This window comes from Mesorhizobium sp. WSM4815 (assembly GCF_055811575.1).
Genome location: NZ_JBVVQS010000101.1, coordinates 39,639 through 52,274 on the forward strand (window position 1 = coordinate 39,639; position 12,636 = coordinate 52,274).

Here is a 12,636-nt window from a genome sequence, read left to right on the forward strand (position 1 = left end):
TCAGATCGCTGCGTTCAAGGCCGCATAGTAGCCGGCGTAGTCAGGCCGCTTCTTGAGCACTGTTTCCAGATATTCTTCCAGCACTGCCTTGTCCTGGACCGGATCTTTCACGATCGCCCCGACAAGGCTGGCGGCGAGACCTTCAGCGCCGAGCTTGCCGCTGTCGAACCACGCCGCCTGGCTCAGACCGCCAACCATCGTCGCGATCGCCTCGGCGGTCGACAGCGAGCCCGAGGGCGTCTTTAGCGTCACCTTGCCGTCGGCGGTCGCACCGGACCGCAATTCACGGAAGATGGTCAATACCCGGGCTATCTCCTCGCCGACATTTTTCGGCACCGGCAGGTCGAGCCCGCCGGCCATCTCGTCGACCCGCTTGGCGACGATCGCCACCTCTTCAGCCATGTCTTCCGGCAATGGCAGCACCACGACATTGAAGCGGCGCTTGAGTGCCGAGGAGAGTTCATTCACACCTTTGTCGCGATTGTTTGCCGTGGCAATGATGTTGAAGCCGCGCTGGGCATAGATCGATGTGTTCAATTCCGGGATCGGCATCATCTTTTCGGAAAGTACGGTGATCAGCGTGTCCTGCACATCCGAGCCCATGCGCGTCAGTTCCTCGAGCCGGCAGAGCTTGCCGGTCTGCATGGCGCGGTAGAGCGGCGTCGGCACCAATGCTTCCTGGCTCGGGCCCTTTGCCAGAAGTTGCGCATAGTTCCAGCCATAGCGGATCTGGTTCTCGTCGGTGCCGGCCGTGCACTGCACGATCAGCGTCGAGTCGCCCATGATGGCGGCGGCCAGATGTTCCGACACCCAGGACTTGGCCGTTCCGGGAACGCCGAGCAGCAGCAGTGCGCGGTCGGTGGCGAGCGTTGCCACCGCGGTCTCCATCAGTCGGCGGCGACCGACATATTTTGGCGTTACCGGCGTGCCGTCACCGGCCTTCCCGCCCAGCAGATAAGTCAGCACAGCTTGTGGCGAGAGGCTCCAGCCGGCAGGCTTTTGCCTGTCGTCACCGCGCGCCAGCGCCTGCAATTCAGAGGCATAGGCCTGCTCGACCGGGAGACGGATGGCAGCGTTCATATGAATTCTCCGGATTGATCATGTGTCGGTTCTAGACTGATGTTCGGCCAGCGCCGCGTTGAGACGCAGGACACTGAGTGATGGGGCTGCGGGCGGCATGCCGGCTGCGACGACCTCGTCGATCAATTTTGCTGCCGTGGTCGCCGTGGCAAGGAAGCAGATCGTTTCCAGTATATCGTCGGCGCCTCGGCGCATGGCGTCGTCGGTTCCCGCAACGCCGGAACGCAGCGCCGCAACAGCCGACCCATTCGAAAGATCGTCCCATTCCAGCCAGCCAGCATCAATGCCTTCCGCCAGATTGATCGCGTTGAGGTAATTTGCTTGCTTGAGGAACAGCCGGACGAGGGCTCGTTTTCTGCGACTGTCCAGGCGCGGCGTGAGGTGCAGTACGAACAGCGCTGGCTTGCCGCCATCGGCGACAAGTGCGTCGGCCATATGCGTCACCGCGGCGTCGCTCCCCGAAGCGGCGACCATTCTTGCGATCAGGATGTCGGCATTGTTGTCGGCGCCGAATTGCCAGGCGCCTATGAACTCAGGTTCTGTAGCACTGAACCGCGCGGCCAGGTCGACCAGATTGCAGGTCTCGAACAATTCGGCGCGACGCGTTTCCTGCGCCGGCGATTTCAACTTCGCCGGCGTGTAGATGCTGCGGCGGCGGATGAAGCCGGATTTGCCTTCGCTGATGAAAGCGGCGAGTTCAGCTGCGGGATCACCCGGTCCGCCATCGTCTGAACGGCCGTGCTCCCCCAACCTTGCCAGCAGCCGGCCAGCCAGTTCGCGCACCTTGCCGGACCTGTCGGCGGAGAGGCTTTTAAGGAACGGCGCGTCCTCAGGATTCAGGCCGAAGCGCATGAGTTCGACGAGCGCAAGCCTGACCTCGGCGGGCTCGCCCGACGCCTTGGCCTCGATCAGCAGTCGAGCCGAAGCCGGTTCACTGCGGCGCATGTCTGCCAGCGCGATGCGTCGCGCGGCGGGATAGAACTCATCCCAATTTTCCGCCGTCAGTTTCTCTTGCGGGGCATGTCTCTCCCCGTCCACGCTTGCTTGCCAGTCGATCCAGGGGGCGTAGACGTCCGGACTGTTCTGATCCGACGCGACGGGCATCCAGTCCATCGGATGGAGCACAAAGCCGCGGCTGGCGACAAGCGTCACCACGCGCGTCTTGCGTCGCGCGTCGACGGCATGTTTCAGAGCGGCTCTCAACAGCGGCCGCAACCGCTCCGGCAGCATCGGGAGCGCAAGCCTGGGCAGCGGCGGCCGGCGCTTGAGCGTCTTCGGCGCCGCCGGCCGCAGGGCGACGTCGAGCGCTTGTGCTGCGATTGCCAGGAGCCGGCGCTCCTGCTCGTCGGGACTTGCACCGCCGGCGATCGTCTTCCAGGCGGTCGGAGCCAGATCGAAGGTGGCTCCGCCGGTGATCCAGCAATCGCGCATTGTCGCCAGGCCTGTTTGCTCGCCCTCGTTCACGACAGGTCAAGCCTCCCGAATCCGCTTTGAGCCGCCAGAAGGTCAAGCCGGGCGCCATCCCAGAGCGCTGCCGTGGCCGCAAGGTCGAGGCCGAGCAATGTTTGATTGACGGCGCCTGCGATCGGCAAGGCGATCCCTTGCGGATCATCCGCGGCCTGCCACCAGCCTGTGCCGCGGTCATCGACCAGGATCGCACCAGGCGGCAGTATGAGAGGACAATCGGTAATCCAAGGCGCAGCATCCTGATAGGAAGCATGCGTGGCGAGTGGGTCCTTTGCAGCGCCAAAGCTGAAATCAGGCCACGCGCCGGACGTCACTTCACCCATGCGTTCTGCCACCAGTGCGCGCAGCGGCTTGCGTGATGGATAGAAGACCAGCCGGGCATCGAAACGATCGCCCGGCGCAAAAGCGTTGGACCGGCGTCCGGCAGAAGCCGGAAAATAATCGAGCAGCACGGCAAATTGCGGGGTAGCGCACTTCAGATCGAGCAGCCAGGTCGAATGGCTGACGAGACCGTCACGGCGGCTCTCGATCTTCTCGCCCAGAACCTCCCAGAAGCTTTCGACCTGTCTTGCATCCGGATTGGCCAGAACCTGTTCGCGGGTTTCAGAGGTCGATACGAGGCGCTTCAGCTCTGGGTCGTCGGGCGACGCCCGCCATGCCTTGGCCAGCAGCACCAGCTTGCCAAGCTCACGGATCGCCGCATCCGGTTTTTCTTCGCTGCGCAGCGCCATCAGCCGCGAAGGGATCTCGTCGATGCGACCGGCAAGCGCGGTTGCCTTCATGTCGACCAGCCGCGCGGCAATCCGGCGGCAACGGTCGCTGCTGCCGTCGACAAACCCGGAAAGACCAAGCCGCAACTGGTCGGCGATCCATTGATCGAGTTCATCGAGCGCCGCCGACACTGCTTGTCGTGTGTCTTCCGCCCGCTTGCGCTGCGCAGCCTCACGACGCTCCACCGCCGCACCGTCTTCGACGGCGGCGCTGTCGTCCGTCCGTGCAGCCTCATCAATGCTTTTGGCTGCCACACCTTCTGGCGGTGGCGTCGTCTTCCTGCGCCGGCCAAGCCAGTCATTCACCCATTCAGGCGAGGATTCAGCGGCTGCAAAACTGGCTGGCGCGGTGGCGGCAATCCACATCAGCGCCAGCGTGTGCTTGCACGGGAATTTTCGCGACGGGCAGGTGCATTTGTAGCCGTGATCGCCGGTGTCGACCACCACCCGATATGGATTGGAGCCGGAGCCCTGGCATTCACCCCAGATGAGCGCCTGGGGCTCATGCTTTTCGAGCCGCGGCCAGTTCGATCGTTTGGTCAGCTTGGAGGCGGCGCTCAGCGACGCCTGATCGGGAGCAAGCGCCTCAATGGTCTTCAAATCGAATTCCAAGCCGCGCCCCTCGTGACTCGAACCAAACACCTGTCGCCAGGATAGATAGCCGTTCGTGAAGAATTATTGTAGCTCTCGCAATGTGAAGATCGATACTTCTCGGCCCCTGTCCTCCTTGCCCGAATTCGCCTGATCCGCAAGCGAGCTCCACCGCCATTCGGCGGGCAGAGCATTTTCAGCAAATCGGCGGTTGGCGTCGGTCAGCCCAGTTATGCGCTCATTGAACGGGAGCAGGCCTTTGCGGCCATGCAACTGGTTCGCTTGGAGCGAGCCGTTCAGCCTTTGCCCTTCAGGTCGACAGGCATGGCATTTCAGACTGGCACCGCCCTGCACGATGGCTGCTTCAGCAGGCCTTTTTTGCCCTCTCAAGGTGATTTGAACGCTGCGACGCTTGACTCCTGCGACACCTTGTGAAAAATTTTGCATCACCTGATAAAAATATCTTAAGGCGGAAATGGTTGGTTTTGGAAACGGCCTCTTGCGCGACGATGAAACCAGTATGGCGACGCGCGCCGCCTGGCTCCATTATGCTGGCGGGCTGACCCAGTCGGAGGTTGCCAAGCGGCTTGGCCTGACCAGCCTCAAGGCGCATCGCCTTATCACCAAGGCCAATCAGGAAGGGCTGGTCAAAGTCTATATCGACGGCGAAGTGTCGGAATGCGTCGCGCTTGAAGACGATTTGTCCAGCCGCTACGGCCTCGATTATTGCGAGGTCGTTCCCGACTTCGATGGCGAGGACTTGCCGCTCAAGGCGCTCGGCATCGCCGGCGCGCAGTTCCTCAAGCGTGAGATCGAACGCGGCGAGGATACGCTGATCGGCGTCGGCCATGGCCGCACGCTCGCCGCCTGCGTCGAATATCTGCCGCGCATATCGGCCGAAAAGACCCGATTCGTCTCATTGCTCGGCGGCCTGACGCGCAAGTTCTCGGCCAATCCGCACGACGTCATTCACCGCCTGGCCGAACGGACCGGCGCCGAAGCCTATGTGATGCCGGTGCCGATGTTCGCCAACACGGTCGAGGATCGAACCGTGCTGCTTGGGCAGAAGGGCATCAGCGAGGTTTTTGATCTCGGCAAGGCCGCCGACCTGCTCATCGCCGGCATCGGCACTGCCGAGCGCGAGGCGTCGCTGGTCGCTACCGGAATGATCGAGAAGGGCGAAATGGAGGAGATCCGACGCAACGGCGGTGTCGGCGAACTGCTCGGCCATTTCTTCGACGATGCTGGAAAGGCGGTCGAGACGACGCTTTCCAACCGCGCGCTGGCGCTGGCGCGCGAAGACATCAGCAATCGCAGGATTGTCGCCGTTGCCGGCGGCAAGGTGAAGGTTCGTGCCATCAAATCGGTGTTGGAGGGCCGCTATCTCAAGGGCCTGGTCACCGATGAGCGGACGGCGCGAAAACTCGTGGAGCAGACGCCGGTCGGGTAGCCGGCAGCCATTCGATTGAAACTACCCTGTGGAGGAGAAGACAAATGCATGAGAAAGAAAAAGACCTGATCGACGCGTTCCTGCGCGGACAAGTCGATCGTCGTGGGCTGATCAAGGGCCTTGGCGCGATGGGCCTTGCCGCCGGCACGGCCGGAACGCTGCTCAACCTGGGGCAGACCCGTGCGCTGGCGGCGGATTTCGACTGGCAGGCGCACAAGGGCAAGACCATCAAGCTCTTGCTCAACAAGCATCCTTACGCGGATGCGATGATCGCCAACCTTGAAAACTTCAAGAAGTTGACCGGCATGGAAGTCGTCTACGACGTCTTCCCGGAGGATGTCTATTTCGACAAGGTCACCGCTGCGCTGTCGGCCAGCTCGCCTGAATACGATGCCTTCATGACCGGCGCCTACATGACCTGGACCTATGGCCCGGCCGGCTGGATCACCGACCTTAACGAGTGGATCAAGGATCCGACCAAGACCAACGTGAACTATGCCTGGGACGACTTCCTGCCCGGTGTCAGGAAGTCCTGTGCCTGGAACGGTCAGCCCGGCGGCGTGCTCGGTTCCGACGACGCCAAGCAGTGGTGCATTCCGTGGGGCTTCGAACAGAACAACATCACCTACAACAAGGGCATGTTCGACAAGGTCGGGGTCAGCGTTCCCGGCAATATGGACGAGATGGTCGCTACGGCGGCCAAGCTCACCAAGGATGTCGGCGGCGGCGTCTACGGCATCGGCGTGCGCGGCTCGCGCTCCTGGGCGACGATCCATCCCGGCTTCCTGTCGGCCTATGCCAACTTTGACCAGAAGGACCTGAACGTCTCGGCCGACGGCAAATTGTCGGCCGCGATGAACACCGCCGAATCCAAGGCCTTCCACAAGCAATGGGTCCAGATGATCCAGGAGAGCGGCCCCAAGGACTGGTCGACCTACACCTGGTATCAGGTCGGCACCGACCTTGGCGCCGGCGCCTCGGCGATGATCTTCGACGCCGACATCCTCGGCTACTTCATGAACGGCGGCGACAACAAGATGGCCGGCAAGCTCGCCTTCTCTGCCTTCAAGGCCAATCCCGCCGCCAAGGCTCCGACGCCCAACATCTGGATCTGGTCGCTGTCGATGTCCAATTTCTCGAAGGACAAGGACGCCACCTGGTACTTCATGCAATGGGCATCCGGGCCCGAGCATGCACTGTTCGGTGCGACTGAGATGGACTTCGTCAATCCGGTGCGTCAGTCGGTCTGGAACGACCAGATGTTCCGCGAGAAGCTGAACAAGAGCTATCCGGGTTATGTCGAGATGTTCGACGTTTCGGCGCCCGGCGCCAGCATCAAGTTCACCCCGCAGCCGCTGTTCTTCGATCTGACCACCGAATGGGCGGCGACGCTGCAGAAGATGGTGGCCAAGGAAGTGCCGGTCGACGAAGGCCTCGACATGCTGGCCAGCAGCGTCGACGGCCAGCTCAAGGAAGCCGGGCTCGGCTGAGTCCTGGCGGCCGGCCGGCCCGCTGCTGCGGGCCAGCCGGCCATTCCACTGCGAAGCGGCGCCTGGAGCATCGGACCCGAATCGGTTTGGGAAATTCCGATGTTCAAACAACGGCGGTGCCGCCACTCGCCCAACCGGCCGCCTAGCTCCCTGGGCGGCCGGCAGGGCGAAGCAACAGAGATGACGGGTGAGCCACGATGACTACGGCGACAATGCAAAGAAACAGGCCTTCCGGCTTCAGGATCAGCAAGAAAGTGCTGCCCTATGTGCTCAGCCTGCCGGCCTTGCTCGTCTGCATCGGCATCCTGATCCCGTTCTTCACGTCGGTCGTCTACTCGTTCCAGCGCTACCGGCTGAGCCAGCCCTGGGCGCGGCAGTTCAACTGGGGCGACAACTACATCTCGTTTTTCACCGACCCGAGGTTCTGGAACACGCTGGAGATATCGCTGCTCTATGCCGGCATCACCGTGCTGCTTGAACTGCTTCTCGGTCTCGGCATCGCCATGCTGCTGCAGAAGCGCTCGACGCTGAACAACTTCATCTCGATCATGCTGTTGATGCCGCTGATGACGGCGCCGGCGCTTGCCGCGCTGATGTGGAAGCTGATGACCAATCCCGGCTTTGGCGTGCTGAGCTACCTCGCCAGCCTGATCGGATTGCAGGATTTCCGCTGGGCTTCGTCGCCGTCGACCGCGCTTTTCACGGTGGTGCTTGTCGATATCTGGGTCTACACGCCCTTCATCATGATCCTGCTGCTTGCCGGCCTGCGCAGCCTGCCGACGCAGCCCTTCGAGGCGGCGGCACTTGACGGCGTGCCGCGGAGTTTTGTGTTCTTCCGCATCACCTTGCCGATGCTGACGCCCTACATCCTGACGGCGACGCTGTTTCGCCTGCTGGATTCCATCCAGCAGTTCGACATCATCTATGCCATGACCCAGGGCGGTCCGGGCGACACGCTGACCGTCTTCCAGGTCGAGGCCTATCTCAATTTCTTCCAGTCGACCAATGTCGGCCGCTCGGCGGCGCTGATGATCATCCTGTGGGCGATCACCTATTTCCTCTCCAACATCTTCATCAAGAACTGGCTGCGGCTGCGCGAACGCGCCCGCGGCCTGGCATAGGAGGCCGGGATGGAACACACCTCGCTTCTCGAACGTATCCTGCGTGGCATAGCCCTGACGTTGGTCGTGATCTTCTTCATGTTCCCGATCGTCTGGATCCTCATGATGTCCTTCCAGACCAACGAGACCATCCTGCGGATTCCGCCGCAGCTTGTCTTCAAGCCGACGCTGGCCAACTACACCGCGCTGATCACCGGCAAGCTGACCACGGCGGCCGGCACGCTCGACATCGCCTTCATGCGCAACCTGTGGAATTCGGTGTTCCTGTCGGTCACCTCGGTCGCCGTCGCGCTGCTGCTCGGCGTCCCCGCCGCTTACGCCTTTGCCCGGCACAAATTCCGCGGCTCGGAGGACGTCGCCTTCACGCTGCTGTCGTTCCGGTTCGCGCCGGCGCTGCTGGTGCTGCTGCCGCTCACCCTCTATTTCCAGAAGCTTGGACTGGCCAACACCTATATCGGGCTGATCTGGGTCTATCAGCTGATCTGCCTGCCGCTGATCCTGTGGATCGTGCGCGGCTATTTCGAGGACATCCCGGCCGATATCGAATACGCCTATCGCATTGCCGGCCATTCCTGGTTCGCCACCTTCCGCAAGATCGCGCTGCCGCTCGCCGGCCCCGGCATCGCGGCTGCCGGCCTGCTAGCCTTCATCTTCGCCTGGAACAATTTCATCTTCGCGCTCGTGCTCGCTTCGGCCGACAAGCAGCCGGTGACGGTCGGCGCGCTCGCCTTCATCACCTCCTCCGGCATCCAGTACGGCCAGATCTCGGCAGCGATCGTGCTGTCGATCACCCCGACGCTGGCGCTCGCCCTTTACGCGCAGCGCTATCTCGTCGAAGGCCTGTCGCTCGGTGCGGTGAAAGGATAGCTCCCGATGGCCAGCCTCGAATTGCGAAATGTCGTCAAGCGCTACAAGAGCCAGACTGTGCTCGACAATCTGTCGTTGAGCGTCGCCGACGGCGAAACCCTGGTCCTGTTCGGACCGTCCGGCGCCGGCAAGACGGTGCTGCTGCGGCTCGTCGCCGGCGTCATCGACCCTGATGAGGGAAAAATCTTCATCGGCGGCGAGGACATGACCGATCTTGACGCCGAGTTCCGCGGCGTCGGCATGGCATTCCAGAATTTCGCGCTGTTTCCGCACATGACCGCCTTCGACAACATCGCCACGCCGCTTCAGGCCAAGCGATCCTCGCAAAGCGCGATGAAGGCGGGTGTCGAGAGCGTCGCCAAGCTGCTGAAGATCGGCCACGTGCTCAGCCACAAACCACGGGCGCTGTCCAACGGCCAGAAGCAGCGCACCGCGCTCGCCCGCGCTCTGGTCGGCTCGCCGCCGGTGCTGCTGCTCGACGATCCGCTGCGCAACGTCGATGCCAAACTGCGCTTCGAGATGCGGCTCGAACTGCCGAGGCTGCTGGCAGATCGCGGTGCGACCGTCGTCTACGTCACCCAGGACTACAAGGAGGCCATGGCGCTCGGCGATCGCATCGCGGTGATGTCGCAAGGCGTCATCAAGCAGCTCGGCACGCCCGAGCAGATCTATCGCGAGCCGGCCAACATCGAGATCGCGCGGCTGTTCGGCGATCCGACAATCAACTTGCTCGACGTCAAGCCGTCGCGCGATGCCAAGGGCATCTATGTCGGTCTGTCGAATGTCCAGGTCCATCTGACCGGCGCCTATGACGCCACGGTCGGCCGCGATTGCGTGATCGGCTTGCGGCCCGAAGCGCTGCGCTTCGTCGACGAAGGAACACCCGCGGCCATTCCGGTGACCGTCGAGGCGGAGACGCCGCTCAACGAAAAGATCGTCACGCTGGTGCGCACCGTGCGCGGTCGCGAAATCCTGGTCTCCCGGCCGGCCGGAACAGCGGGTCAAACCGAGGGCAGGGCCCATATCGCCGTCGACGGCAAAAGCGCCCTGCTGTTCGATCGTGCCAGTGGCGACCGTATCGGCTCGAAAAACGTCGTCAATTTGCGCAGCGGAGAAGCGGCATGAGCCAGAGCGCACTCACCATTTCCGGCGTCGACAAATTCTACGGCCCGATCGACCGAGGTGTGCACGCCGTTCAGAATCTGACGATGGAAATCGACAAGGGCGAGATCGTCGCACTGCTCGGCTCGTCCGGCTGCGGCAAGACTTCGACATTGCGCATGATCGCCGGCTTCGAAGAGGTCTCGCGCGGCAGCATTTCGGTTGCCGGCCGCAAGGTGCACACGCTGCCGCCGGTCAAGCGCAATGTGGCGATGGCGTTCGAGGGCTATTCGCTGTATCCACCGCTGACCGTGCGCGAGAACATGGCGTTTGCGCTGAAGGCGGCCAGGCTGCCGAAAAGTCAGGTCGACGCGAAAGTTGCCAGCATCGCCAAGCTGCTCGAGATCGAGGACATTCTTGAGCGCTATCCGAGTTCCATCTCCGGCGGCCAGCAGCAGCGCGCCAGCCTCGGCCGGGCACTGATCCGCGAGGCCGACCTGCATCTGCTGGACGAACCGATGGGCCAGCTCGAGCCGCAGCTTCGCGCGGTCCTGCGCGGCCGCATCAAGCACTTCATCAAGGAGCGCGGCTTGACCGCGATCCTGGTCACTCACGACCAGACCGAGGCCAATGCATTGGCCGACCGGATCGCGGTGATGGAAGGCGGCGTGCTGCAGCAGTTCGATACGCCCAATATGCTCAAGCAGCGGCCGGCCAACCTGTTCACCGGCACGTTCGTCGGCGAGCCGCCGATGAATGTCTTCGAGGCCTATGTCGGCACGGCCGCCGACAAGATCAATCTGCGGCTGCCCGACGGGCTTTCACTCGACTATGACAAGGACGCGTTCAGCGGCTCGGTTCGCGACGAATTGCTCAAACGGCAGCGGGTCGTCATCGGTGTCAGGCCCTATGCGGTTCGCCGCTCGAAGGACGGCGTACCGGCGACGGTTTCGGCCAACCAATGGCTCGGCGACCAGACCCATATCGCGGCGGATTTCGCCGGCGGCTCGCTGGTCCTGGTCGAACATGACCGGACCCGGCTGGAGCTTGGCGCGCCGATCAACATCAGCATCGATCCGAAAAATCTGCACGTCTTCGATCAGTCCAGCGGCATGGCCATTTCGCACGGCATGGAGCTTGCCTGATGCGGGATGTGCTGATCGGCATCGACGCCGGCACGTCTGTCATCAAATCCGTCGCCTTCGACACGGCGGGCCGGCAGCTCGCGGCCGCGGCGGTACCGAACCGGTACGAGACCTTGCCGGGCGGCGGCGCCGAGCAGGATCTGGCACGCACCTGGACCGATACCGCGACCACATTGCGACAGCTTGCCGATAAGGTGCCGGACCTCGCCAGCCGCATCATTGCGATCGCCGTGACCGGGCAGGGCGACGGCACCTGGCTGATCGACAAGGACGGTGACCCGGTCGCAAAGGGCTGGCTGTGGCTCGACGCGCGCGCTGCCGCCATCGTCGAGGAGATCCGCGCGCGCCCCGATGACCGGCTTCGTTTCGAAAAGACCGGCAGCGGGCTCGCCGCCTGCCAGCAGGGGCCGCAGCTTGCCTTCATGAAGCGCAACGCGCCTGACAGGCTTGCCGGCGCCGCGACAGCGTTCCATTGCAAGGACTGGCTCTATTTCAACCTGACCGGCGAACGCGCCACCGATCCTTCCGAGGGCACCTTCACCTTTGGCGACTTCCGCACCCGCGGCTATTGCGACGAGGTGCTTGAGGTGCTCGGCGTCGCCGACCTCAGGCATCTGCTGCCGCCGATCGTCGACGGCACCAGGCATAGCGCCGGCCTGTCGGCGCCGGCTGCCGAAGCGACCGGGCTGCTTTCCGGTACGCCGGTGGTGCTGGCGTATGTCGACGTGGCCTGCACCGCGCTCGGCGCCGGCCTGCTCGACCGCGAGCGCAAGCCTGGCTGCTCGATCATCGGCTCCACCGGCATGCATATGCGGCTTGCTCAGACGCCGGACGAGGTGCTGCTCAACGAGGCCAGGACCGGCTACACGATGACGATGCCGGCGCCCGGCGTCTTTGCGCAGATGCAGTCGAACATGGCTGCGACGCTCAACATCGATTGGATTCTTAGCCTCGCCTCCGGTATTCTCGTCTCGCAAGGCATCACCCGCAGCAATGGCGAGATGATCGCGCTGGTCGACGAATGGATATCGTCATCGGAGCCGGCCTCGCTGCTCTATCAGCCCTATGTGTCGGAGGCCGGCGAGCGCGGGCCGTTCGTCGATGCCAATGCCAGGGCCGGTTTCGTCGGCATTTCGTCGCGGCACGGTTATGCCGATATGGTTCGCGCTGTTTTTGAGGGGCTGGCATTCGCGTCGCGCGATTGCTACGCCGCCATGGGGCCGCTGCCGAGCGAAATCCGGCTGACCGGCGGCGCCGCCAGAAGCCCGGCTCTGCGCAAGATCCTCGGCGCTGTCGTCGGCGCCGACATTCGCACCAGCCAACGCGAGGAAGCCGGTGCCGCGGGCGCCGCGATGATCGCTGCGGTCTGCGTCGGCCAATACAGTTCGATGGACGAATGCGTCGGCGAATGGGTCACGCCGCTGCTGGGCGCGGCGGAACCGAGCGACCGAAAACTTGCCGCGATCTATGAGCGGGCGGTTCCGTCCTACACATTGGCGCATGAGGCGCTGCGGCCGGTCTGGCGGTCGATGGCCGCGTCCAGGGCAAACTGAG

The 12,636-nt window shown here is 63.3% G+C and carries 11 protein-coding genes; 7 read left to right on the plus strand and 4 right to left on the minus strand.

Features of this window, described 5'->3' with window-relative positions; all coding sequences use genetic code 11:
• From AC0L2B_RS25795 to AC0L2B_RS25810, 4 genes are all read right to left on the minus strand, one after another.
• The gene (locus AC0L2B_RS25795; protein ID WP_473747326.1) at positions 1-1,080 is read right to left on the minus strand and encodes an ATP-binding protein; all 1,080 of its coding nucleotides are present in this window, start codon (positions 1,078-1,080) and stop codon (positions 1-3) included.
• An 18-nt stretch (positions 1,081-1,098) separates the two neighbouring features.
• Positions 1,099-2,544 (minus strand): DUF5691 domain-containing protein, encoded by a 1,446-nt coding sequence (locus AC0L2B_RS25800; protein ID WP_473747327.1) that lies wholly within the window; start codon positions 2,542-2,544, stop codon positions 1,099-1,101.
• Positions 2,541-3,917, minus strand: a complete 1,377-nt coding sequence (locus AC0L2B_RS25805; RefSeq protein ID WP_473747328.1) for an SWIM zinc finger family protein — start codon at positions 3,915-3,917, stop codon at positions 2,541-2,543. Before AC0L2B_RS25805 ends, AC0L2B_RS25800 begins: the two co-directional genes overlap by 4 nt.
• 75 nt (positions 3,918-3,992) lie before the next feature.
• A complete protein-coding gene (locus AC0L2B_RS25810; protein WP_128171922.1) occupies positions 3,993-4,355 on the minus strand; it encodes a hypothetical protein in 363 nt (120 codons plus the stop codon).
• Positions 4,356-4,383: 28 nt separating this feature from the next.
• Between AC0L2B_RS25810 and AC0L2B_RS25815 the strand changes: the two genes are divergently transcribed.
• From AC0L2B_RS25815 to AC0L2B_RS25845, 7 genes are all read left to right on the plus strand, one after another.
• Complete coding sequence (locus AC0L2B_RS25815; RefSeq protein ID WP_027152561.1) at positions 4,384-5,358, plus strand: sugar-binding transcriptional regulator; 975 nt, start codon at positions 4,384-4,386, stop codon at positions 5,356-5,358.
• A gap of 44 nt (positions 5,359-5,402) precedes the next feature.
• Positions 5,403-6,848, plus strand: coding sequence for an ABC transporter substrate-binding protein (locus AC0L2B_RS25820; RefSeq protein WP_128167495.1), 1,446 nt, complete (start codon positions 5,403-5,405; stop codon positions 6,846-6,848).
• 197 nt (positions 6,849-7,045) lie between these two features.
• Positions 7,046-7,969 carry a carbohydrate ABC transporter permease gene (locus AC0L2B_RS25825; protein ID WP_091599904.1) on the plus strand — a complete coding sequence of 308 codons (924 nt, stop codon included), beginning with the start codon at positions 7,046-7,048 and terminating at the stop codon, positions 7,967-7,969.
• Between the two features lie 9 nt (positions 7,970-7,978).
• A complete protein-coding gene (locus AC0L2B_RS25830; RefSeq protein WP_473747329.1) occupies positions 7,979-8,836 on the plus strand; it encodes a carbohydrate ABC transporter permease in 858 nt (285 codons plus the stop codon).
• A 6-nt stretch (positions 8,837-8,842) separates the two neighbouring features.
• Positions 8,843-9,961 carry an ABC transporter ATP-binding protein gene (locus tag AC0L2B_RS25835; RefSeq protein WP_027152564.1) on the plus strand — a complete coding sequence of 373 codons (1,119 nt, stop codon included), beginning with the start codon at positions 8,843-8,845 and terminating at the stop codon, positions 9,959-9,961.
• Complete coding sequence (locus AC0L2B_RS25840) at positions 9,958-11,082, plus strand: ABC transporter ATP-binding protein (RefSeq protein ID WP_023800186.1); 1,125 nt, start codon at positions 9,958-9,960, stop codon at positions 11,080-11,082. The genes AC0L2B_RS25835 and AC0L2B_RS25840 overlap by 4 nt, the downstream gene beginning before the upstream one ends.
• Complete coding sequence (locus tag AC0L2B_RS25845; protein WP_473747330.1) at positions 11,082-12,635, plus strand: FGGY family carbohydrate kinase; 1,554 nt, start codon at positions 11,082-11,084, stop codon at positions 12,633-12,635. The genes AC0L2B_RS25840 and AC0L2B_RS25845 overlap by 1 nt, the downstream gene beginning before the upstream one ends.
• Position 12,636 lies beyond the last annotated feature (1 nt).